Source organism: Pseudomonas cimarronensis (assembly GCF_049331905.1).
In the GTDB taxonomy this organism is placed as follows: domain Bacteria; phylum Pseudomonadota; class Gammaproteobacteria; order Pseudomonadales; family Pseudomonadaceae; genus Aquipseudomonas.
The window spans coordinates 479105-501236 of sequence record NZ_CP186283.1 but is presented as its reverse complement, the minus strand read 5'-3'; the positions used below and the strand labels follow the sequence as shown (position 1 = coordinate 501236).

Below are 22132 nucleotides of genomic sequence, written 5' to 3'. Positions count from 1 at the left end.
AGGAAGCGGAGTGTACGAGCTGTACATGAGCATTCCGAGCCTGTTTTTAACGCAGCAGGGCCGACGCGCAGCAGATCGTAGACAGGTTTTAGAAGGCGAACGGCAGCGCTAGATCCACCTGCTGGCGCTGGGCCAGGCGGCGCTGGAATTCCGCCGGATCATGGATCAGCACTTCCTGGCCGGCGAAGGATTCGGCGGCGATCAGGCGTGACAGCCAGAAGCGTACGCAAGCGATGCGCAGCATGGCCGGCCACAATTCAGCTTCTGCCGCAGTAAAGGGCCGTAAACCTGCGTAAGCACCGAGCAGCGTCTGCGCGCGTTTGCTGTCCAGGCTACCGTCATCCCGCGAGCACCAGTCGTTCAGGGCAATAGCCAGGTCATAGAGCATCGGCCCCGAACAGGCGTTGTAGAAGTCGATCACTCCGGCCAGGTGGTTGCCGTCGAACAGCACGTTGTCGCGGAACAGGTCGGCATGCAGATTGGCCTGCGGCAAGGCGAGGATGCGTGGCTTGAGCGTGTGGATTTCCGCCAGTGCATCGCGCAGTAGCGGCAACTGCGCATCAGGCAACTTCAGCGCCAGGCTTGGCCCTTCGGCGAGCATCCAGTCCAGGCCTCGATCACTCTTGCGCGGCAGCGGCTGATGGCGCGTAGCCAGGTGGATGCGCGCCAGCAGTGCACCGACTTCCTGGCAGTGATGCGCATTGGCTTCATGCACATGCTTACCGGCCAGGCGCGGTTGCAGCAGCGCCGGTTTTTCCGCCAGGCTGCGCAGCGCCTCGCCGCTGGTCGTACGCAGGGCGTAGGGCACCGGCAGGCCGGCGTTGTGCAGCACGTCGAGCAGTTCGATAAAGAACGGCAGGTCGGCGCTTGGGCCGCGCTCGATCAGGGTCAGAACGAATTCACCCTGTTCCAGGCTGACGAAGAAATTGCTGTTCTCACTGCCCGCAGCAATGCCCTGGAAGTCGCGCAAACGACCCAGGCCATAGGGCGCGAGAAACACCTCGAGCTCATGGCGCTCAAGCGGGGTAAATACCGACATAGGTTAGAAACGCCTTACCACTTAAAGATTTCCCACTGCGGGATCAGCATGTCTGGCTGATCGGAGCGGATAAAGTTGCCTTCGCTACCATCGGCACGTACCAAGAAGTAAGGCTTGCCCTTTTTCGGGGTGATCTTGATCGCGTAGAGAAAGCCATTCTGCCGATACTCGGTGATGGTGCGGTCGCCGTCCTGGCGAATGGTTACGTCCGGGTCGGCCGAAACCGGATCTTCGGCGTGGGCGACCAGGGTGGTGAATGCCAGCAGGCTGGCGAGCAACAGGCGATTGAGTGCGCGCATGATAACCTTGTCCCTTTGATTCCAATGGTGCGGCCATTCTACCGCTGCCCCCGCCGAAAAGGTTGATCCTGCTCATGAGCCAAGCCCCTCTCGTTCTGGTTGACGGTTCGTCTTACCTTTACCGTGCCTTCCACGCCCTGCCGCCGCTGACCACCTCCAAGGGCTTGCCCACCGGTGCGGTGAAGGGCGTGCTGAACATGCTCAAGAGCCTGCGCAAGCAGTACCCGAAAAGCCCGTTTGCCGTGGTGTTCGACGCCAAGGGCGGGACCTTCCGTGATGAAATGTTCGCCGAGTACAAGGCCAATCGCCCGTCCATGCCCGACGAGCTGCGTGTGCAGGTCGAGCCGCTGCACGCCAGCGTCAGGGCCATGGGCTACCCGCTGCTGTGCGTCGAGGGCGTCGAGGCCGATGACGTGATCGGCACCCTGGCCCGCCAGTGCGCTGCCGAGGGCCGTGACGTGGTGATCTCCACCGGTGACAAGGACATGGCGCAGCTGGTTTGCCCGCACGTTACGCTGGTCAACACCATGACCGGTAGCGTCTACGACATCGATGGCGTGAAAGCGAAATTCGGTGTCGGTCCTGAGCTGATCATCGACTACCTGGCGCTGATGGGTGACAAGGTCGACAACATTCCCGGCGTGCCGGGCGTGGGCGAAAAGACCGCGCTGGGCCTGCTGGTTGGGGTCGGTGGTGGCCTCGATGTGCTCTACGCCAATCTCGACAAGGTGGCGGAACTGCCGATTCGTGGGGCCAAGACCCTGCCGGCCAAACTCGCCGAGCACAAGGATATGGCCTACCTGTCCTACGCGCTGGCGACCATCAAACTGGATGTGCCGCTGAATATCGCTATCGACTCGCTGCACCCGGGCGAGATGGATGTGCCGGCCCTGATGGAGCTGTACGCCGAGCTGGAGTTCAAGACCTGGCGCGATGAGTTGCTGCGCAGCAACCCGGCCCCGGCGGTTAAGGCCCCGATCGCAGCGCCCGCCGATGACCTGTTTGCTCTGGCGCCCAGCGCCAGTGCCGTTGCTGTCGCAGCACCGACCGCTGCAGCGGCGGCAGTCGAAACGGCCGTTGCCGAACAGCCCGCGCCGGCCGCCTTGGGTGACTATGTGTGCATCCTGGAACAGTCGCAGTTCGACGAGTGGCTGGAGAAGCTGCGCAAGGCCGAGCTGATCGCCTTCGACACCGAAACCACTGGCCTGGATGCGCAACAGGCGCAGCTGGTCGGCCTGTCGTTTGCGGTCAAGGCCGGCGAAGCGGCGTATATCCCGGTGGCTCACAGCTATATGGGCGTGCCGAGTCAGCTCGATCGCGATGCAGTGCTCAAGGCGTTGAAGCCGATTCTCGAAGACCCAAGCAAGGCCAAGGTCGGCCAGCACGCCAAGTACGACATCAACATCCTCGCCAATGCCTCGACACCCATCGCGGTGCAGGGTGTGGCGTTCGACACCATGCTTGAGTCCTACGTGCTGGATTCCACCGCCACCCGTCATGATATGGACAGCCTGGCACTCAAATACCTGGATCACAGCAATATCCGCTTCGAGGACATCGCCGGCAAAGGCGCCAAGCAGCTGACCTTCGACCAGATTGATCTTGCCCAGGCCGCGCCTTATGCCGCTGAAGATGCTGACGTAACCCTGCGTCTGCACCAGCATTTGTGGGCCAAGCTCGACGCTGAGCCGAGCCTGGCCAAGGTGCTGCATGAGATCGAGATGCCGCTGGTGCCGGTACTGGCGCGTATCGAACGCCAGGGCGCGCTGGTGGATGCCAACTTGCTGGGTCTGCAAAGCAACGAGCTGGGTGAAAAGCTGGTGGCGCTGGAACGTCAGGCCTTCGAGATTGCCGGCGAAGAATTCAATCTGGCTTCGCCCAAGCAGCTGGGCGTGATTCTCTACGAAAAACTGGGCTTGCCGGTGCTTAGCAAGACCGCCAAGGGTCAGGCCTCCACGGCTGAAGCGGTGCTGGCCGAACTGGCCGAACAGGACTTCGAACTGCCCAAGGTGCTGATACAGTACCGCTCCTTGAGCAAACTGAAAAGCACCTACACCGACCGCCTGCCAGAGCAGATCAACCCGCGCACCGGGCGCATCCACACCAGCTATCACCAGGCGGTGGCGGCCACCGGGCGTCTGTCGTCCACCGATCCGAACCTGCAGAACATCCCGATCCGCACCGCTGAAGGTCGACGTATTCGCCAGGCCTTTGTCGCGCCCAAGGGTTACAAACTGCTGGCGGCGGACTATTCGCAGATCGAGCTGCGCATCATGGCCCACCTGGCCAAGGATGAAAGCCTGCTGGAAGCCTTCCGCCATGGCCGTGATGTACACAAGGCCACTGCGGCCGAGGTGTTCGGTGTGCCTTTGGAAGAGGTCACCAGTGATCAGCGCCGCAGTGCCAAGGCGATCAACTTCGGCCTGATCTATGGCATGAGCGCCTTCGGCCTGGCCAAGCAGATCGGCTGCGACCGCAAGCAGGCGCAGGCCTATATCGATGTGTATTTCGCCCGTTACCCCGGTGTGCTGGCCTATATGGAGCGCACCCGCGAGCAGGCGTCCGAGCAGGGCTTTGTCGAGACGCTGTTCGGTCGCCGGCTGTACCTGCCGGATATCCACGCGAAGAATCAGGCACTGCGCAAAGGCGCCGAGCGCACCGCGATCAACGCGCCGATGCAGGGCACGGCAGCGGACATCATCAAGCGTGCCATGGTCCGGGTCGACAACTGGCTGAGTGAGTCCGGTCTGGATGCCAAGGTCATCCTGCAGGTACACGACGAACTGGTGCTGGAAGTGCGTGAGGATCTGGTCGCGCAGGTCAGTGAGCAGATCAAGCCGCTGATGGGCGATGCTGCCGCGCTGGATGTGCCGCTGCTGGTGGAGGTTGGCGTGGGTGATAACTGGGATGAGGCGCACTGACGCCGGCGTGGTGCGGCTAAGCGCCTGCTATGGCGGGCGTTTTAGGTTTTTGGGTATCGATATTGTCGTTTTTATAGCTAATCGATTCAAAAGCTCGGCTGAACTTTATTCTTGCCCGGCCAGTCAGAGTTCACGAATGGCCCGCAAAGCCCTTCGATGCTCCTTGTTGTGTTAAGTGTTGGCAGATTCTGGACCCCGCCCTAGCGGTTCAGACGTTAAACCCCGAACTTCCCTCCCCCATAAGAAGTTTCGGGGTTTTTTTTGTGCTCAACCCACCTATGTCGATCACCCTTCGGGCTGCTGCTGCGATCGCTACAGGCCTGGATCAGGCTTCGGCTTCTTCGTCATCCGGCAGGGCAAACTCACCGAGCTGCATCCATTCGGCCAGTACTTCCTGAGCTTCTTCGACGCCAATGCGTTTGGGCGCGGAGAATAGCTGGATACTGACGCGATCACCCCAGCGCTTGCGAATGTCCTGCTGCACCTTGAGCAGAGCATTCTTCGCTGCGCCAAAAGCCAGCTTGTCGGCCTTGGTCAGCAGGATATGCATGGGCATTTCGCTGGCCACGGACCAGTCGAGCATAAGGATGTCGAACTCAGTCAGCGGTTTGCGGATGTCCATCATCAGCATCAGGCCGCGCAGGCATTCGCGGCTGCCGAGGTAGGCCTCCAGGTGCTTCTGCCAGTGCAGTTTCAACGGGATTGGTACCTTGGCGTAGCCATAACCCGGCAGGTCGACCAGGCGGCGCTCTTCATCCAGCTTGAAGAAGTTGAGCAGCTGGGTGCGCCCTGGCGTCTTCGAGGTACGTGCCAGGCTGGCGTGGGTCAGGGTATTCAGGGCGCTGGATTTACCGGCGTTGGAGCGGCCGGCAAAGGCCACTTCATGGCCGAAATCCTCCGGGCACTGGTCGACCTTGGCTGCGCTGATAAGGAACGTAGCCTGTTGGCACAGACCGATAATCGGGTTCTTGGCTTGCATCTGGGTATCCGTGAGGGCGGGCATAGAAGGCATTGCAGGCGCGATGCCCTTGCGACATTTGCGCGCAGCCTGCCTGTCAGCGCGTAGCGCGGCAAGCTGCGTCGTTTCCGTTTCAATGACGCCAGTATATAATGGAGCAGATTTTGTGTGCGCTTTCTCCCTGCTGTTGGATAAGTGTTCACGGGAACGATTTAGATCATCTGCCCATAGAAAGCAGTACGTTCCCCTCCCTGATGAGGTTGATCTGATGAAAAAATTGCTGATTGCAGCCAGTGCATTGATGCTGTCGTTGAGTGCTCAGGCTGCACAGGACCCGGAAGCCGTCTACGCTCGCGCGTGTGGTGTGTGCCATAACGGGCAGATTCCGACCGCTCCAAAGCGTGGTGACAAGGCAGCCTGGGAACCGCGTCTGGCCAAGGGTACCGATGCCTTGGTACAGAGTGTCACCAATGGTCTGAATGCCATGCCACCCCGCGGGTTGTGCATGGACTGCACCGCCGAGGATTACCAAGCCGTCATCAAGTTGATGACCGAGTAAGCCCGGCGCATAAACTCTTTCTCTTAGCCGTAAATTGGATTAGCTGATGAACAAAGTACTCGTGAGTCTGCTGTTGACCCTGGGCCTCACTGGCTTCGCACATGCTGCAGGCAATGCTGAAGCTGGCCAGGGTAAGGTGGTTGTGTGTGGTGCGTGCCATGGTGCCGATGGCAACAGTGCTGCACCGAACTTCCCGAAACTGGCTGGGCAAGGCGAGCGCTACTTGCTCAAGCAGCTGAAGGACATCAAATCCGGTGCCCGTCCAATCGTGGAAATGACCGGTTTGCTGGATAACCTCAGCGATCAGGACCTGGAAGACATCTCCGCTTACTTTGCCAGCCAGCAGATGAGTGTTGGCGCCGCCGACCCGAAACTGGTCGAGCGTGGTGGCGAGCTGTTCCGTGGCGGCAAACTGGCTGAAGGCATGCCGTCCTGCACCGGCTGCCATTCGCCGAATGGCGCTGGCCTGGACGCCGCCGGTTACCCGCAACTGGGTGGCCAGCACGCAACCTACATTGCCAAGCAGCTGACCGATTTCCGCGAAGGCAACCGCACCAACGATGGCGACAGCATGATCATGCGTTCCATTGCGGCCAAGCTGAGCAACAAGGATATCGAAGCAGTTTCCAGCTATATCCAGGGTCTGCACTGATCCACGCTGGGCGACATGCAGTAATGAAAAAGGGTGGCTCAGGCCGCCCTTTTTCGTTCTGCGCATCGCTACCTCGGGGCAACAGCCCCTACAATGTGTGGAACCTCAGATTGCCTCGCGGGTCGAACCTCGGTTCGTCATCACGCACCGTCCATAGCCAAGGAGTAATGCATGCGTAACCTGATCCTCAGTGCCACTCTCGTCGCCACCAGCCTGTTTGGCCTGAGTGCCCATGCCGAGCCGATTGAAGCGGGCAAGCAGTATGTAGAACTGAACAACCCGGTGGCCGTGTCCAAGCCGGGCAAGATCGAAGTGGTCGAGCTGTTCTGGTACGGCTGTGGCCACTGCTACAAGTTCGAAGACACCATCAACCCGTGGATCAAAACCCTGCCTGAGGATGTCAACTTCGTGCGCATCCCGGCCATGTTTGGTGGCATGTGGAACGTGCATGGCCAGCTGTTTATCACCCTTGAAGCAATGAAGGCCGAGCACAAGGTGCATGCGGCGATCTTCGACGCCATCCACGTGCAGGGCAAGAAGCTGGCCACCCCGGAAGAAATGGCTGACTTCCTCGCGGCTGAAGGCATTGATAAAGATGCATTCCTCAAGACCTACAACTCCTTTGGTGTGAAGAGCCAGCTGGAGAAGGCCAAGAAACTGGCCATGGCCTATCAGATCACCGGTGTGCCGGTGATGATCGTCAACGGCAAATACCGTTTCGACATCAGCAGCTCGGGCGGCCCGCAGCAAACCCTGCAAGTGGCCGATCACCTGATCGCCAAAGAACGCGCCGCGCAGTAATCGGCGTGCGCGGATAACGCGTCATGCTCAGGCGCTGGCCGGCCAGACGGGCGATTGACCTGTGCGATCCACAGGTCAATCCACGTTGTGTGCCAGCGGATGACTGGCCACAGAATGGCAGCCTGCGCCTGCTCAGTTTCAATATCCAGGTGGGCATCAGCACCCAGCGCTATCACCATTACCTGACGCGCAGCTGGCAGCATCTGTTGCCGCATGCCGGGCGCAGCGGCAATCTGCAACGGATTGGCGAGCTGCTCGGTGATTTCGATCTGGTGGCTTTGCAGGAGGTCGATGGCGGCAGCCTGCGTTCCGGCTACGTCAATCAGGTCGAACACCTGGCGCATCTCGGCGCCTTTCCCTACTGGTACCAGCAACTCAACCGTAACCTCGGGCGTTTCGCCCAGCACAGCAATGGCGTACTCAGCCGACTGCGTCCCAGCCTGCTGGAAGATCACCCGTTGCCCGGCCCGCCAGGGCGAGGTGCAATGTTGCTGCGCCTCGGCGAGGGGCCTGACGCAATTGCCGTGGTGATGATGCACCTGGCTCTGGGCGCGCGCACCCGCACTCGGCAGTTGGCCTATATCCGCGAGCTGCTCAGCGATTACCGGCATCGGGTGCTGATGGGCGATATGAACACCCACGCCAACGACCTGCTGGAGCATTCACCCCTGCGCGACCTGGGCTTGTGGGCGCCGCAGGTCGAGGCCACCTTTCCCAGCTGGCAGCCGCAGCGCTGCCTGGATCACATCCTGCTCAGCGCGGAACTGTCTCTGGAGCGCTGTGAGGTGTTGCCATTGCCGATCTCCGACCATCTGCCTGTGGCGGTGCAAATTCGTTTGCCCACTTCACTCTGTGGGCCTGCACCACCTATGCTGGTTGAGCTGTAGGTGATGGGCAGGTTATCGCCCGCCTGCAGTGTGATAACCCGGCAACAGACCTCGAACACTGGATGGCGATGATGACCGACGATGCCCAGCGCTGGAAAAGCAAGTACCTGGAAAGCCTGGAACAGCAGGAAAAACTTGAACGCCGCTGGGAAACACGCCTGGACTTGTTGCGGCGTGGCCTGGTGCGCAGCTCGCTGGCGGCGGAAGGCAGCGACAAGTCGGTCGATCAATGCATGCAGGAGCTACGCGAAACCCTGCGTCGCGATGACATCGACAGCGGTCTTGCTGCACTGATTCCACGCCTGGAAAAGGCCGTACTGGATTCGGAAAAGCGCCGCCAGGACCGCATCGAACAGAACATTTCCGGGGTCACCAATCTAACCAGCCAACTGTTGGCTCTGGAGCCGCCGCGTGAAGTGCGCAAGGCGCTCAAGCAATTCGCCAAGCGCATCGAGGAACGTGCCAGCCAGCCGCGCGAACTGCCGGCATTGCTCAGCGAACTGAGCAGCTTGCAGCAGCAGGCACTGGCAGCCTTTGATGGCGACGCCGCGACGGCCCGTCCCGGTCTGTTGCAACGTCTGTTTGGTGCCAAGGATGCCGACACTGCGTCAACCGTGGCCGAGCCTGCACAATTATCTGCACCTGGAGCGCTGGCCAGCCCGGCAGCCGTGCCCGCTGTACCGGTACCTGTGGAGACTGCTGAGGCGCTGGTGATGGAGGCAGCTGCCGCAGAGCATGTATCGCCAACGCCAACGCCAACGCCAACGCCAACGCCAACGCCAACGCCAACGCCAACGCCAACGGCTCCTGTCACCTCGCCCACCGTTGTCGAAACGCCCGCTGCGCCGCTGGCCGAGGGTGACCCAGCCTATGCCTTGCCGGAGATTCCCGAACCCGGCTACAGCGCGGTAGCGCCGCATATCGGCGAAAGCCTGACTAGCCTGCTCGACGAACTGGAACTGCCGGAGCGCCATAAGCCTCAGGGTGAGGCCCTGCGCCAACGGGTGCTGGGCGGCTTGAACTGGTATGAGCTGGTGGCCGTGCTGGATGATCTGGCGGTGCTGATTCTGGCCGTGACCGACAGTGGCCAGCGCGAATTTGCCAGCTACCTGAAACAGCTCAACGAGCGTCTAGCCTCATTTCTCGGCACCCTCACCGAAGCCCATGAGGGCTACAGCGAGTCGGTGGAAAGTGCGCGTACCTTCAATCAGGAGCTGCGTGAACAGGTCAGCGGTCTGCAAGCCAGCGTGCAGGAAGCGGTGGATTTGCACAGCCTCAAGCAGTCGCTGGAAGCGCGTCTGGATGGTTTGCTCAACACCGTCAGTGAGCATCAGAAGCACCGCGATGGCCGCGAAGAAGAGGTGGCGCAGCGCCTGCAAAGCCTCACCCAGAAAGTCGCTGACATGGAGCAGGAAGCGCAGAGTTTCCGTGATCACCTGGAGGAGCAGCGGCAGAAGGCGCTGATTGACCCGCTGACCGGCTTGCCCAACCGTGCCGGTTGGGGCGAACGCCTGGAGCTGGAAATGGCGCGCTGGAAGCGTTACGGCGGCGAACTGGCGCTGGCCGTGCTCGACATTGACCACTTCAAGCGAATCAACGATGGTTATGGCCACCTGGCCGGCGACAAGGTGCTGAAAATCATTGCCGGTGAGCTGGCCAAGCGCCTGCGCAAGACCGATTTCATTGCCCGCTTTGGCGGTGAGGAATTTGTGTTGCTGATCCCATCAACCCCGCTGGAGGGCGGGCGGCAGCTGTTGCAGACCCTGCTCGATGGCGTTGAGCAGTGTCCTTTTCACTTCCGGGGCGAGCGGGTGACCATCACCCTGTCGGCTGGGCTGACGAGCTTTGTCAGTGGCGAAAGCAGCGAGAAGGTTTTCGAGCGCGCCGACCAGGCGCTGTACCGGGCCAAGAGCGGCGGGCGCAACCGCGTCGAGCTGGGTTGATCTGGCCCCGTGCGTGGCATGCCGGGCGCGCTGCTGGCGGGTTCAGGCGACTGCGTGCAGGTAGGGTTTCCAGCTCTCCGGAATAGTGCCCAGCTGTGGGTAGCCGAGGCTGCGCAGGTGGCCGCCAGCGAGCAGAAAGGGCGTGTGCCGCAGCGCCTGCGGTACATCACGCAACTCCGGTAGCCAGAGGCTGACATAGTGCGCGTCCGGGTCGTATTCACGGGCCTGGCGCAGGGCATTGAACACGCGGTTATGCCGTGGGTCGTTGCCCACCCCGGCAAGGTAGGCCCAGTTGCCCCAGTTGCTGGCCGGGTCATAGTCGATCAGGTGTTCCTCGAACCAGGCCGCACCATGGCGCCAGTCCTGTTGCAGATCATTGATCAGGTAGCTGGCCACCACTTGGCGGCCGCGGTTGGACATAAAACCGGTGGCGGCCAGCTCGCGCATATTCGCGTCGATCAGCGGCATGCCGGTGCGCCCGCGTGACCAGTCCTGAAAACGCTGGTCCAGCTGTTGCGGTGCCCGTGCGGTGGCCTTCAGCCCACCAGCCTTGAACAGCGCGCTGCCATGCCGCGCCAGGGTCCAGCGGAAGAAATCGCGCCAGAGCATCTCGACCCACAGCCAGTGGGTCGAGTCATTGCGCTTGTACTGCGCTTCATGGCGGCGCAGTTCGGCGATGACCCGGCGTGCCGAGAGGCTGCCATTGGCCAGCCAGGGCGAGAACTTCGAGGAGTACTCGCTGCCGATCATGCCGTTGCGGGTGTCCTTGTACTGCCGCACGCCCTGGGTTTTCCACAGGTAGTCACGCAGGCGGCCGAGGGCTGCCGGCTCGCCACCGGAAAAGGGAAAGGCGCTGGCGGCAACACTCAGCGGTTCGCCCAGGCCCAGTTGGGACAGCGTGGGCAGTGGCTGCATCAGCGCCAGCGCGCCATCGGGTAGAAGTGGCAGGCGATCTGGCGCATGGCGTGGCTGGAATACCTGCAGGCGCTCTTCGATCAGGCTGCGGAAGCGGCTGAAGACATGGGGCAGCTGCTCAAGGGCGAAGGGCAGCTCTTCGCTGCGCAGCAGGTTATTGGCAGGTGCCTGTTGCACCGGCACCTGGCCCAGGCGTTTTGCGACACGAGCCACCAGGGCGCGTTCATCCGGAGCAATTTCCTCCAGGGTCAGCACCTGATCCAGGTTGAACTGTGCGACCAGCTGGGGGATGGCTTGTTCCGCGTTGCCAATTACCAGCAGCAGGTGTGAACCGCGTTGGCGCAGTTCGCCCTCCAGGGCCACCAGGCTTTCCAGCAAGAAGCGCGCACGGTGTACACCCATGCGGCGCATGCCAAACTCGTTGAGTTGCAGCTGCTCAGGGTCCAGCACATACACCGGCAGCAGGCACTCGGCACTCAGGCCGGCTTGCAGCGCGGGATGGTCATCAAGGCGTAGATCCTGTTTGAACCAGAGCAAGGCGCGCATGGTGCTGATCTCCTAATCAGTACAAAGCCTGTACATAATTCCCTTATTTGTACAGCTTTTAGTCTAGCAGCGTCCGCCATGGCTTGCCCAGGCAATAGACCAGCGTGGCGCTTCTACCTGATCAAAGGCGTTTTCTGCTGGCATAAGCACTAAACTCTGCCGATCTGTAGAGGAGTGCTTCATGGAAATTTTCGGCATCGCCGCGTTGATCTTTCTGGTCACCGACCCCTTCGGCAACATCGCCATCTTTATCGCTGCACTGAAGAACGTGCCGGCCAAACGCCGCTTGTGGGTGGCCGGGCGCGAGCTGCTGTTCGCCCTGGCCCTGTTGCTGCTGTTCCTTACCTTTGGCGACAAGGTGCTCAGCGCCCTGGGCCTGTCGCGTGAAGCCACCGCGATTGCCGGTGGGATCATCCTGTTTGTGATCGCCATGCGTCTGATCTTCCCCAGCCCGCAAGGCGTATTGGGGGATGTGCCGGATGGCGAACCGATGCTGGTGCCGCTGGCCACTCCGGCGGTGGCCGGGCCATCGGCCTTGGCGGTACTGATGACCCTGCGCAATACCCACGAAGGACCGCTCTGGGAGCTCTACGCCGCCGTGTTGCTGGCCTGGGCGGCGACCGCCTTTATTCTCTTGCAGGCGTCGTTTCTGCAGCGCTTCCTGGGCCCTCGCGGGTTGACCGCAGTGGAACGACTGATGGGCATGCTGTTGATCATGCTCAGCGTCGACATGCTGCTGGATAACCTGCAAAGCGTGTTGCACATCGCCCCATGAGAACGATCTTACTGAGTGCTTTGTTGTTGCTGCTGGCCGGCTGCGGTCATGGCGTGCGCATTGATGACAGCCATACCGCCAGCGGGCAGAACAGCCGTGTACAATACATCGTGCTGCATTACACCTCGGCTGATCTGAACCGCTCGCTGCAACTGCTGACCGAGACGGAAGTGAGCAGCCACTACCTGATTGGCGAGGCGCCACCGACCATCTACCGCCTGGTCGATGAAAACCGCCGTGCCTGGCATGCCGGTGACAGTCAGTGGCAGGGTCGTACCTGGCTCAATGGCACCACGATTGGCATTGAGCTGGTTAACCAGGGCTTCTATGACACCCCAGCAGGCCGCTACTGGCAGCCGTTTGCCCCGGCGCAGATCGAGGCGCTGATCGCGCTGCTTAAGGACATCATGCAACGCCACCAGCTGCCGCCCGGCAGCATCCTGGCGCACAGTGATATTGCCCCGCAGCGCAAGGTCGACCCCGGTCCGCTGTTCCCCTGGAAGCGCCTGGCCGAGGCCGGCCTGATGCCGTGGCCGGATGACAGTGCCGTGGCACATCAGCAGGCGCTGTTCAGTGCCAGCCTGCCAAGCGTGCAGTGGTTCCAGGAACAGTTGGTGCGACAGGGTTATGCCGTGCCGCTGCATGGCGAGCTGGATCAGGCCACGCGCAATGTCATCGCGGCTTTTCAGATGAAATACCGCCCGGCACGCTATGACGGCGAACCAGATGCCCAGACGGCGGCGCTGCTGGTGGTACTGGCCGCAATGCTCTAAACCGAGGCCTGCAGCGTTGGTAATAAACAACCGCCGAAACAGCGTATGTTTCGGCGGTTTTTTATGCGCGCATGTTCGTTTCTAGACTGTGTATTCGAGAATCGTTCTGGCGATGCTCTTTTGTCTGAAAATGTATACAAAGTTGTAGCCAAGACGATTTATGTTTGTCTACATTGCTCGCACAAGAATAAACAGCGAGTACCCCAGCATGACGACTTCACCTGTTACGCCGTCTTCCGCACAGCGCCCGGAAGACGAAAACCTTGGTATCGGTGCCAACCTCGCCTATGGCCTGCAGCATGTATTGACCATGTATGGCGGCATCGTTGCGGTGCCCCTGATCATTGGTCAGGCCGCCGGTCTGTCACCCGCGGATATCGGCTTGCTGATTGCCGCCTCGCTGTTTGCCGGCGGCCTGGCGACCTTGCTGCAAACCCTCGGGTTGCCGTTCTTCGGCTCACAGCTGCCGCTGGTACAAGGTGTGTCCTTTGCCGGGGTGGCGACCATGATTGCGATCCTCGGCAGTGACGGTGCCGGCGGTCTCCCTGCGGTGTTCGGCGCGGTGATCGCGGCCTCGATTATCGGGCTGTTGATCACCCCGGTATTCTCTCGCATCACCAAATTCTTCCCGCCGCTGGTCAATGGCATCGTCATCACCGTCATTGGTCTGACGCTGATGCCAGTGGCGGCGCGCTGGGCCATGGGCGGTAACAGTGCCGCAGCGGATTTCGGCAGCATGGCCAATATCGGCCTGGCCGCGTTGACCTTGGTCACCGTGCTGCTGCTGAGCAAGTTGGGCAGTTCGAGCATCTCGCGCCTGTCGATCCTGCTGGCCATGGTCATTGGCACCCTGGTAGCCGTGGCCCTGGGCATGGCGGATTTTTCCAAGGTGACTGAAGGGCCGATGGTGGCAATGCCCAGCCCGTTCCATTTCGGCATGCCGACCTTCCACGTGGCGGCCATCATCTCGATGCTGATCGTGATCATCGTCACCCTGGTGGAAACCTCGGCGGACATCCTCGCGGTGGGTGACATCATCGAAACCAAGGTCGACTCCAAACGCCTGGGCAATGGTCTGCGTGCGGACATGATCTCCAGCGTGTTTGCGCCGATCTTCGGCTCCTTCACCCAGAGCGCCTTTGCCCAGAACGTCGGCCTGGTGGCCGTGACCGGGGTGAAGAGCCGCTATGTGGTGGCCTCGGCCGGTCTGATTCTGGTGACCCTCGGCCTGTTGCCGGTGATGGGCCGTCTGGTCGCCGCCGTGCCAACGGCAGTGCTCGGTGGTGCCGGTGTGGTGCTGTTCGGCACCGTGGCGGCCAGCGGCATTCGCACCCTGTCCAAGGTGGATTACCGCAACAACATGAACCTGATCATCGTCGCCACCTCCATTGGCTTCGGCATGATCCCGATTGCCGCGCCGACCTTCTATCACCACTTCCCAGCCTGGTTCGAAACCATCTTCCACTCCGGCATCAGCTCGGCGGCGATCATGGCGATTCTGCTCAACCTGGCCTTCAACCACTTCAAGGCCGGCAACTCGGACCAGCAGTCGGTATTCGTCGCCGGCCACGAACGCACCCTGCGTTACCAGGACATTGCCGCACTGAATGATGGTGACTACTTCAAGGGCGGCAAGCTGTTCGACGTCGAAGGCAAGGAAGTGCCCTTGATCAAGGACGCTGCCGGGCACTAGCCCGGCTGAGCTGGCGCCGGGTGTTCGGTGTTGGCGATCAGTCGCGAGTCAGCCAGAGCGGCCGTGCGGTGCTCGGTCGCCGCACGGTACTCCGGGTCGGCGAGCATGCTGAGAAAGGCCGCCTTGGACGGGTAACGCACCAGCAGCAGTTCATCCCATTGCTCGTCAGCGGGCGCGATCAGCGCCGCTTGCGCGCGGGCCATGACCTGCACCTCGCCGCCCACCCCACGAACTTTGCGCAGCGCCGTCTGGCTGTAGCGCGCATAGGCTTCACGGCCGCTGCACGGTGCGTGGCGGCTGCCGCCGGCATAGCTGGCCTGGGCCTGAAAGCGCAGCAGGTTGAGCATCAGCAGCGGTGTGTCATCCGCCACCTTGGCGGTGAATGCAGCCAGTTGCTCAGGACTGGGGTTGATGCTGGGCATGGCGGTGCTCCTCATGTGTGGAGCGCCCAGTGTCGACATACGCCGGCGCACAGGCAATCGCCATCAGCCAGGCTGATACCCAGAAATGCCTTACACCGGCAGTGTCACGTAGAACTGCGCACCTTGCCCGGCCCGTGAGTGCACACCGATCTGTCCGCCATGCAGCTGGACGATCTCCTTGCACAGGGCCAGACCAAGGCCGGCGCCGCCTTTCTTGCGGCTGACCTGGACGAAGGGCTCGAAGATGCGGGTTTGCTGGCGATAGGCAATGCCCTCGCCGTTGTCTGCCACGCTGAGCACCACCCGATCATCCTGCTGCCGTGCCTGCAGGCGGATCTGCCCGCCGGGGTGGCTGTGGCGCAGGGCGTTGCCGATCAGGTTGTCGAGCACTCGTTCGATCTGCAGCGCATCGATCTGCACGTCCGGCAGCGCGCCGTGCACCTCGCAAGCCAGGCTGATTTGCAATTCAGCCGCCTGGGCACTGAAGCGCTGCTGGGTTTGCAGCAGCAGCGGTTCGAGGGCGCAGTTGGACAGTTCCAGGGTTTGCAGGCCGTTCTGGTAGCGCGAGAAATTCAGCAGGTCGTTGATCAGCCGCAGCAGGCGCTGCATCTCCTCATCCACGGTGCTGAGCAGGTCGGCCTCGCGGGATTCGGCGGCGAACTGCACGCGCTCCTGCAACAGCGAGAACGCCATCAGCATGCCGGTCACCGGGGTGCGCAACTCATGCGAGGCGCGCAGCACGAATTCGCTACGTACGCGTTCGAAGGCGCGCTGCTCGGTCACGTCGCGCAGCACCATCACTGCACACATCAGCCGCCCTTCACTGTGGCTGACGCCCGACAGGCTGTAGGCGAGCAGGCGACTCTCACCGTCGACCTGCACCTGCACATCGTCCAGCAGCTCATCCAGATTTTCGCCCTGCAACACCTTTTGCAGCTGCTCAGCCAGATCGGCGCGTTGCAGCGCCACATCCAGGGTCTGGCCCAGTTGTGCAGTGCTCCAGCCCAGTTGCCGTTGTGCTACCGGGTTGAAATGCTCGACCCGGCCGGCGCAGTCGAAGATCAGCAGGCCGTCATCGATGCCGTCGAGCACCGCTTGCAGGCGTTGTTGCTCGGCCTGCAGGGCGGCCACATCGCTGCTTTTGAATTCGCGCAGGGCTTCGGCCATCAGGCCGAAGCGCTGGCTCAGAGCGGACAGCTCCGCCACCGGGGTCAGCGGCAAGGTGACTTGAAAATCGCCCTGACCGATCTGGTCGGCGGCCCGCGCCAGTGCCTCGATCGGCCGGCCGAAGCGCTGGGCGATGCTGTGCGCGGTGACAAAACCGATTACCAGCACGGCCAGACCGATCAGCCCGAGCAAGCCGGCGATCAGCCAGGCGCGTTCGCGGGCGCGAGCTTCTTCCTGTTCCACGGCGCTGACGTAACGCATCTGCACGGCGTTGATGCGGTCGCGCAGGGCCTCGATGGCGCGGCCGAAGCTGTCATTGCTGAGCAGCTCGCGGCGTACGGTCAGCGGCTTGGCCAGCAGGTCATCGAAGTTGCCATAGGCCCGCTCGACTTCGGCAATCGCCTGGCGGTCGCTGTCGTCGGTGGCGCTTTGTGCGGCGCGTTGCAGCCAGACCTTGAACTGCTGATCGGAGGCTTTAAGTGCCTCGCGGTCGAGGTCTTCAGCGAGCAGCAGAATCACCTGCTTGCCCAGCTCCTGGCGCAGGCCGAGGCTGGCCTCGATGATCTGCAGGTTGCGGTTCATCGCCTGGCCTTGCACCTGGGTCAGTTGCAGCACGCTGAACATGCCCAGCAACAGCCCGACCAGGGCCACGGTGAGCAGCGCACTGCTGCTGAGAAACAGCCGGCTGCGCAGCTTCACAGGCTGAGCTGCTTGCGTTTGCGGTACAGGGTCGAGGCGTCGATACCGAGGGTTTTTGCCGCCTGATCGAGGCTTTCGCTGTTGGCCATCACGGCGCTGATATGGGCTTTTTCCAGGTCTTGCAGGCTCAGCTGATCGCCGATCTGCGGGGCGCTGGGGTTGGCCTGCGGGCTCAGGCCGAGGTGGCTGACCTGCACCCGTTCTTCGCTGCAGATGATGCTGGCGCGCTCGATCACGTTGCGCAGCTCGCGGATATTGCCCGGCCAGGCATAGCTGAGCAGCGCCTCGCGGGCTTCGTCGCTGAAAGTGCGCGCCGGGCGGGCGTAGTCGACGACAAAGCGCGCGAGAAAACGCTCGGCCAGCTCGAGGATGTCCTCGCGGCGTTCGCGCAGCGGCGGCAGGGTCAGGGTGATGACGTTGAGGCGATACAGCAGGTCTTCACGAAAACGCCCCTGCTGCACCATCTCATCGAGATTGAGGTTGGTGGCCGCGAGAATCCGTACATCGGCCTGACGGGTCACCGGGTCGCCGATGCGTTCGTATTGTTTGTCCTGGATAAAGCGCAACAGTTTGGGTTGCAGGGCCAGCGGGAAATCGCCGATCTCATCGAGGAACAGGCTGCCGCCATCGGCCTGATTGACCCGCCCCAGGGTGCTTTCGCTGGCGCCGGTAAAGGCCCCGCGGTTATGCCCGAACAGCTCGCTTTCCATCAGCTCGGCGCTGAGCGACGGGCAATTGATGGTGACGCAGGATTTTTTCGCACGTTTGCTCCAGCGGTGAATGGCTTGCGCCAACTCACCCTTACCAGTGCCGGACTCGCCGAGAATCAGGATGTTGGCGTCGGTGTCGGCCACCTGTTTGGCCGTTTGCAGCACGGCCATCAGTGCCGGGCTCTGCGAGTCGAGGTCGTCGCCGGGCTTGCGCGCACAGCCTTCCAGACGCTCCAGACGTTCGGCCAGCTGGCGCGCTTCCAGCTGTTTGGCGGCGGCCAGGCGCAGCTGCTCGGGGCTGCACGGCTTGACCAGATAATCTGCTGCGCCGGCCTGGATGGCATCCACGGCGGTGTCCACAGCCGAGTGCGCGGTGACTATTACTACACGCATCCAGGGCGCCTGCAGGCGCATTTGCGCCAGTACTTCCAGGCCGTCATCCGCACCCAGGCGCAGGTCGAGAAAGCACAGGTCGAACACCTGGCGCAGCAGCAGTGCATCGGCCTGGGCTGCGCTGTTGGCCGTGCTGACCTGATAACCCTGATCTTCCAGGCAATAGCGGAAGGTGCGCAGGATCGCCGGCTCGTCATCGACCAGCAGGATGCGTCCCAGGCTGTGTGCCTCGTTGCGTGTGTGCATGTTCTTCTCCTTGAGCCATTCGCGGTAGCCGTGCTGAGGGTTAGTCCACGATGCGTCGTGCAAGTTGCACGGCGGTTCACCGCGGATCATGCAAGCTGCATGTTCAAGGCGTTTCTGTTTATTGTTTAAGTTATTGATATATATGTATTTATTCTGATTGAAAAAGCTGGCATGGCGCTTGCGATCTAGCAGTAACGGCGGCGACAAACGGCTGCCTGATCGTTATCCATTGGAGGAACTGCCATGCATCAATTGAAAACTCTGGCCCTGGCCACTGCGACCGCTGGCCTGATCGGCCTGGCCCCTTTTGCGGCCCATGCAGCGCAAAGCGATACCAGCCGTGAGCTGAGCGAGGCACGCCAGGAAGGCTCGATCTGGACCGCCTTCGCCCTTAACCGCCACCTCAATCCCTTCACCATCGACGTGGACGTGGAAAACGGCAGCGCCAAGCTCACCGGCAAGGTGGAAACCGATGTCGAGCGTGACCTGGCCGAGCAAATCGCCCTGGGCATCGACGGCGTGAAAGAGGTCGATAACCAGCTGACCCTCGACCCGGCCTTCGAAGCCAAGGCCAGCAGCGAGCCAAGCCTGTCGCAGCGTTTTGACGATGCCACCCTGGCCGCCACGGTGAAATCCAAGCTGCTGTGGAACAGCAATACCGAAGGCCTGGATATCAAGGTCAGCGCCGCCAATGGCACAGTCAGCCTGACCGGCAGCGCACAGAGCGCCGAGGCCAAGGAGCTGGCCGGGCGTCTGGCGGCCAACACCGATGGCGTGCGCGAGGTGAACAACCTGCTCAGCGTCAGTGCGGTCGACAGCACGGCGGCCAAGGTGCAGAACGCCGCTGATGACACCGCTGCGGCGATCAGCGATGCCTGGATCACCAGCAAAGTGAAATCCAGCTTTATCTACAGCCGCAACCTCGACGGCCTGAATATCTCGGTCGACACCCAGAAGGGCATGGTCAGTCTCAGCGGCAGTGTGCTGAGCAACGCCGAGAAGCAGTTGGCGATTGAGACCGCACGCAACATCCGTGGCGTACGCGGTGTTGATGCCGATGCCCTGCGCGTCGCCAGCTAACGGCCTGTTGATCCATCCGGGTCGCCGCTACAACACAGAGGAGATTCGCCATGACCCACACCACTGAGCAACTCAACGAACTGATCGAAATCACCCGTGACGGCCAGCGCTTCTACCAGCATGCCCACGACGAGGTGAAGGACGTGCGCTTGCAGGCGCTGTTTCGTGACATGTCGCAGAGCAAGGGCGAGCTGATTCGCGCGATGTCGGTGAAAGTGGCCGCCAACCAGGCCAAGCCCGCCAGCGGTGGCACCCTCGTCGGCAAGCTGCGCCAGGTCTACGCCGATACCAAGGCGACCCTGGTCAGCGACACCGAAGCCACCTATGTGGCGCAGCTGGAAGAGGCCGAAGACCGCATCCTGCATGCCTTCGAGGATGCTCTGGAGTGCGCCGACCCGGACGTGCAGGTCCTGCTGAACGCAGAAATGCCCAATGTGCGGGCCAACCATGAGCGCATGCGCGCCCTTAAACAGTCCATGCAGTAAGCCTGTTCCGCTGTGGCCTGCGCCACAGCGGGTCAAACCGCGCCACGGCGCACAATCTGAGTAAGGAGATTCGCCATGTTGAGTTGGGCCATTACCTTTCTGATTATCGCCATCATCGCTGCAGTCCTGGGCTTCGGTGGTATCGCCGGCACCGCCACGGGTATCGCGAAGATTCTGTTCGTGGTGTTCCTGGTGATGTTTATCGTCTCGTTCATTATGGGTCGTCGCCCACGTGGCTAAAGGAGCACTCATGACCATCAAGACGCTGCTTGCCGCCCTGTTGCTGGGCGGCAGTGCGGCGGCCTTGGCCGCGAACACTGACGGCCAATTCCGTCTCAACGAACTGCTCACCAGCGACCCGGCCTATCAGCAAAGCTGGCAGGAACTGGTAGAAGAGGAAAGCCGTTTGCCGGAGTGGGTGATTAACCTCAATGGCATCGCCAGCCCCATGCAGGGGGTGGATGACGACGGTGACAAGTACCTGGTCGGTCAGCTGTGCGAAGCGCACAACTGCTTCAATCAGCGCCTCTACGTGGCCTTCAGCTGGGACAAGGACGACGCCTACGCACTCTATGTGCAACTGCCCGACGGCCTGCCGACGGACAGGGCACCCAGCCAGCACGCGACCCTGCGCTGGCTCGGCGAGCCGGACGAAGCGACTCAGCAGTTGCTGCAGGAGCAGCTGAAAAGCGACCCGAATTGGTACTAGTGCCGCGCACGAATGCGGTGTCGTGGGAGGGGCTTTAGCCGCGACGCTTGGCGCCGCCAAGCTCAATCGCGACTAAAGCCCCTCCTACACCAACGGCAATGTTCGGACCTATCACCAACTGCTCCCACGCTCTGCGTGGCAATGACGAACAGACTCTCTCCACCGCCTTGGTATAAGCCGCGCTATCATCCCGCCCATGGATCTGGGGGAGAGATGGCATGCTCAATTGGCTGTGGCTGGGTTTTTTCGTGGTGGCGGCCATTGCCGGCCTGTCGCGCTGGTTGCTCGGTGACGACCCGGCGGTGTTCGCTGCCATGGTCGAAAGCCTGTTTGCCATGGCCAAGCTGTCGGTCGAGGTCATGGTGCTGCTGTTCGGCACCCTGACCCTCTGGCTCGGGCTGCTGCGCATTGCCGAGAAAGCCGGCCTGGTCGATGCCCTGGCACGGATGCTCGGCCCGCTGTTTGCGCGGCTGATGCCGGAAGTGCCGCGCGGCCACCCCGCTCTCGGCCTGATCACCATGAACTTCGCTGCCAATGGCCTGGGCCTGGATAACGCCGCCACGCCGATTGGCCTGAAAGCCATGCGTGCGCTGCAAACCCTCAATCCCAGCAGCACCACGGCGACTAATGCGCAGATCCTGTTTCTGGTGCTCAACGCCTCGTCGCTGACCCTGCTGCCGGTGACCATCTTTATGTACCGCGCCCAGCAGGGTGCGCCAGACCCGACTCTGGTGTTCCTGCCGATCCTGCTGGCCACCAGTGCCTCTACCCTGGTCGGCCTGTTGTCGGTGGCGCTGATGCAGCGCCTGCGCCTGTGGGACCCGGTGGTGCTGGCCTACCTGATTCCCGGTGCGCTGCTGCTCGGCAGCTTTATGGCCGTGTTGGCGACGATGTCTGCCACGGCGCTGGCGGCGCTGTCGTCGCTGGCCGGCAACCTCACCCTGTTCGGCATCGTCCTGCTGTTTCTGCTGCTCGGTGCGCTGAAGAAGGTGGCGGTGTACGAGGAATTCGTCGAAGGCGCGAAAGAAGGCTTCGACGTGGCCAAAAGCCTGCTGCCCTATCTGGTGGCGATGCTCTGCGCGATTGGTGTATTGCGCGCATCTGGCGCCTTGGAATTCGGCCTCGACGGCATTCGCTGGCTGGTCGAGGTGTTCGGTTGGGATACGCGCTTTGTCGAAGCGCTGCCCACCGCGCTGGTCAAACCCTTCTCCGGCAGCGCGGCGCGCGCCATGCTGATCGAAACCATGCAGACCCACGGCGTCGACAGCTTCCCGGCGCTGATTGCGGCGACCATCCAGGGCAGCACGGAAACCACCTTCTATGTGCTGGCGGTGTACTTCGGCGCGGTGGGCATCCAGCGCGTGCGGCATGCAGTGGGCTGCGCCTTACTGGCCGAGCTGGCCGGCGTGGTGGCGGCTATCTTCGTCTGCTACTGGTTCTTCGGTTAGAGCCAGTACAAC

General features: G+C 61.9%; 21 protein-coding genes. 14 read left to right on the top strand and 7 right to left on the bottom strand.

Annotated features, from left to right (window positions below):
• Positions 1–88: 88 nt before the first annotated feature.
• Together ACOCLD_RS02360 and ACOCLD_RS02355 are read right to left on the bottom strand one after the other, a co-directional pair.
• Positions 89–1039: a homoserine kinase gene (locus tag ACOCLD_RS02360; protein ID WP_422910700.1), complete on the bottom strand. Its 951-nt coding sequence runs from the start codon at positions 1037–1039 to the stop codon at positions 89–91.
• A 14-nt stretch (positions 1040–1053) separates the two neighbouring features.
• Positions 1054–1338 carry a DUF2782 domain-containing protein gene (locus tag ACOCLD_RS02355; RefSeq protein ID WP_233685653.1) on the bottom strand — a complete coding sequence of 95 codons (285 nt, stop codon included), beginning with the start codon at positions 1336–1338 and terminating at the stop codon, positions 1054–1056.
• A gap of 74 nt (positions 1339–1412) precedes the next feature.
• Between ACOCLD_RS02355 and polA the strand changes: the two genes are divergently transcribed.
• Positions 1413–4259 (top strand): DNA polymerase I, encoded by a 2847-nt coding sequence (gene polA, locus ACOCLD_RS02350; protein ID WP_422910699.1) that lies wholly within the window; start codon positions 1413–1415, stop codon positions 4257–4259.
• 325 nt (positions 4260–4584) lie between these two features.
• Here polA and yihA read toward each other — a convergent pair whose 3' ends face one another.
• Entirely contained in the window at positions 4585–5238 is a 654-nt protein-coding gene (gene yihA / locus ACOCLD_RS02345; protein ID WP_422910698.1) for a ribosome biogenesis GTP-binding protein YihA/YsxC, read from the bottom strand.
• A gap of 247 nt (positions 5239–5485) precedes the next feature.
• On the opposite strand from yihA, the gene ACOCLD_RS02340 reads away from it, so the two are divergent.
• The 5 genes from ACOCLD_RS02340 to ACOCLD_RS02320 all read left to right on the top strand — a co-directional run bounded on the left by ACOCLD_RS02340 (position 5486) and on the right by ACOCLD_RS02320 (position 10059).
• Positions 5486–5776 (top strand): c-type cytochrome, encoded by a 291-nt coding sequence (locus ACOCLD_RS02340; RefSeq protein WP_392539057.1) that lies wholly within the window; start codon positions 5486–5488, stop codon positions 5774–5776.
• 46 nt (positions 5777–5822) lie between these two features.
• Positions 5823–6428, top strand: a complete 606-nt coding sequence (locus tag ACOCLD_RS02335; RefSeq protein WP_422910697.1) for a c-type cytochrome — start codon at positions 5823–5825, stop codon at positions 6426–6428.
• Positions 6429–6599: 171 nt separating this feature from the next.
• The gene (locus tag ACOCLD_RS02330; protein WP_257776284.1) at positions 6600–7229 is read left to right on the top strand and encodes a thiol:disulfide interchange protein DsbA/DsbL; all 630 of its coding nucleotides are present in this window, start codon (positions 6600–6602) and stop codon (positions 7227–7229) included.
• Between the two features lie 23 nt (positions 7230–7252).
• Positions 7253–8116, top strand: coding sequence for an endonuclease/exonuclease/phosphatase family protein (locus ACOCLD_RS02325; RefSeq protein ID WP_257776283.1), 864 nt, complete (start codon positions 7253–7255; stop codon positions 8114–8116).
• A gap of 71 nt (positions 8117–8187) precedes the next feature.
• Positions 8188–10059 carry a diguanylate cyclase gene (locus ACOCLD_RS02320; protein WP_422910696.1) on the top strand — a complete coding sequence of 624 codons (1872 nt, stop codon included), beginning with the start codon at positions 8188–8190 and terminating at the stop codon, positions 10057–10059.
• A gap of 42 nt (positions 10060–10101) precedes the next feature.
• On the opposite strand, the gene ACOCLD_RS02315 is transcribed toward ACOCLD_RS02320, so the two are convergent.
• Positions 10102–11520: a DASH family cryptochrome gene (locus tag ACOCLD_RS02315; RefSeq protein WP_257776282.1), complete on the bottom strand. Its 1419-nt coding sequence runs from the start codon at positions 11518–11520 to the stop codon at positions 10102–10104.
• Between the two features lie 181 nt (positions 11521–11701).
• Between ACOCLD_RS02315 and ACOCLD_RS02310 the strand changes: the two genes are divergently transcribed.
• The 3 genes from ACOCLD_RS02310 to ACOCLD_RS02300 all read left to right on the top strand — a co-directional run bounded on the left by ACOCLD_RS02310 (position 11702) and on the right by ACOCLD_RS02300 (position 14761).
• Entirely contained in the window at positions 11702–12295 is a 594-nt protein-coding gene (locus tag ACOCLD_RS02310) for a MarC family protein (protein ID WP_257776281.1), read from the top strand.
• On the top strand, positions 12292–13068 hold the full coding sequence (locus ACOCLD_RS02305; RefSeq protein ID WP_422910695.1) for an N-acetylmuramoyl-L-alanine amidase: 777 nt from the start codon (positions 12292–12294) through the stop codon (positions 13066–13068). The genes ACOCLD_RS02310 and ACOCLD_RS02305 overlap by 4 nt, the downstream gene beginning before the upstream one ends.
• A 208-nt stretch (positions 13069–13276) precedes the next feature.
• Positions 13277–14761 carry a nucleobase:cation symporter-2 family protein gene (locus ACOCLD_RS02300; protein WP_392539051.1) on the top strand — a complete coding sequence of 495 codons (1485 nt, stop codon included), beginning with the start codon at positions 13277–13279 and terminating at the stop codon, positions 14759–14761.
• On the opposite strand, the gene ACOCLD_RS02295 is transcribed toward ACOCLD_RS02300, so the two are convergent.
• From ACOCLD_RS02295 to algB, 3 genes are all read right to left on the bottom strand, one after another.
• A complete protein-coding gene (locus ACOCLD_RS02295) occupies positions 14758–15183 on the bottom strand; it encodes a DUF1330 domain-containing protein (protein ID WP_422910694.1) in 426 nt (141 codons plus the stop codon). The two genes, ACOCLD_RS02300 and ACOCLD_RS02295, sit on opposite strands and share 4 nt — an antisense overlap.
• 90 nt (positions 15184–15273) lie before the next feature.
• Entirely contained in the window at positions 15274–17049 is a 1776-nt protein-coding gene (locus ACOCLD_RS02290) for a KinB sensor domain-containing domain (protein WP_422910693.1), read from the bottom strand.
• Positions 17046–18398, bottom strand: a complete 1353-nt coding sequence (gene algB, locus ACOCLD_RS02285) for a sigma-54-dependent response regulator transcription factor AlgB (RefSeq protein WP_422910692.1) — start codon at positions 18396–18398, stop codon at positions 17046–17048. The genes ACOCLD_RS02290 and algB overlap by 4 nt, the downstream gene beginning before the upstream one ends.
• Before the next feature lie 243 nt (positions 18399–18641).
• Between algB and ACOCLD_RS02280 the strand changes: the two genes are divergently transcribed.
• From ACOCLD_RS02280 to ACOCLD_RS02260, 5 genes are all read left to right on the top strand, one after another.
• Positions 18642–19478 carry a BON domain-containing protein gene (locus ACOCLD_RS02280; RefSeq protein WP_422910691.1) on the top strand — a complete coding sequence of 279 codons (837 nt, stop codon included), beginning with the start codon at positions 18642–18644 and terminating at the stop codon, positions 19476–19478.
• A 50-nt stretch (positions 19479–19528) separates the two neighbouring features.
• The gene (locus tag ACOCLD_RS02275) at positions 19529–19963 is read left to right on the top strand and encodes a ferritin-like domain-containing protein (RefSeq protein ID WP_422910690.1); all 435 of its coding nucleotides are present in this window, start codon (positions 19529–19531) and stop codon (positions 19961–19963) included.
• Between the two features lie 75 nt (positions 19964–20038).
• Entirely contained in the window at positions 20039–20203 is a 165-nt protein-coding gene (locus ACOCLD_RS02270; RefSeq protein ID WP_090379030.1) for a DUF1328 domain-containing protein, read from the top strand.
• Positions 20204–20213: 10 nt separating this feature from the next.
• Complete coding sequence (locus ACOCLD_RS02265) at positions 20214–20672, top strand: inhibitor of vertebrate lysozyme family protein (RefSeq protein ID WP_392539046.1); 459 nt, start codon at positions 20214–20216, stop codon at positions 20670–20672.
• Between the two features lie 218 nt (positions 20673–20890).
• A complete protein-coding gene (locus ACOCLD_RS02260; protein WP_422910689.1) occupies positions 20891–22120 on the top strand; it encodes a nucleoside recognition domain-containing protein in 1230 nt (409 codons plus the stop codon).
• Positions 22121–22132: the final 12 nt, after the last annotated feature.